Annotated in this window: 1 pseudogene; it reads right to left on the reverse strand. The window is 60.7% G+C overall.

Annotation, left to right across the window (positions count from 1 at the left end):
* Positions 1-346: 346 nt before the first annotated feature.
* Positions 347-494 (reverse strand): annotated as a pseudogene (locus AC1D0P_RS28585) (transposase); the annotation flags it as partial.

The following is a 494-nucleotide window of genomic DNA, read 5'->3' on the forward strand; positions in this document are numbered from 1 at the left end:
CCCGGCAGTAAGGATCGACGAACCTTACCGCCTCTGATCGCTCTTTCGTGCTTCCACGCCATCACGCTGATGGAAGCGATTTCTGTGTTTCGAGGCTTCTGGCGCCCACTTCGTTGTCTCGCCATGGGCACTGCGGTAGTCCGGCCCGCGGTTGATGGCCCGCGTCCGGTACAGTTAAGGCCAATCTGCTTATGCAACCCAACCGGCGACGCCCGGTCCGGCTTCTCGGCCCCCTTCGACCCACTGCTCCTGCAGATCGGGCGGCATCGCAGCCGCCGGTCAAAAATCGGCAAGCTTTGAGAGGTTACGCTAAAACATCAGCACCTCCCGCGCCGCATGGCGCACCGTCGATCCATAGATATGGCCAATCGCCCTCGATCGGCCGAGCCAGGAAAGCCTTGACCTTGTCGTCGATCTCTTCGCATAGCCGGGAGACCTGGCTCTTGGAAATGCCCGACATTCCCATCGCCTTGACCAAGTCATCGACCGAACGG

The sequence above is a fragment of the Polaromonas sp. P1_G2 genome, assembly GCF_056405515.1.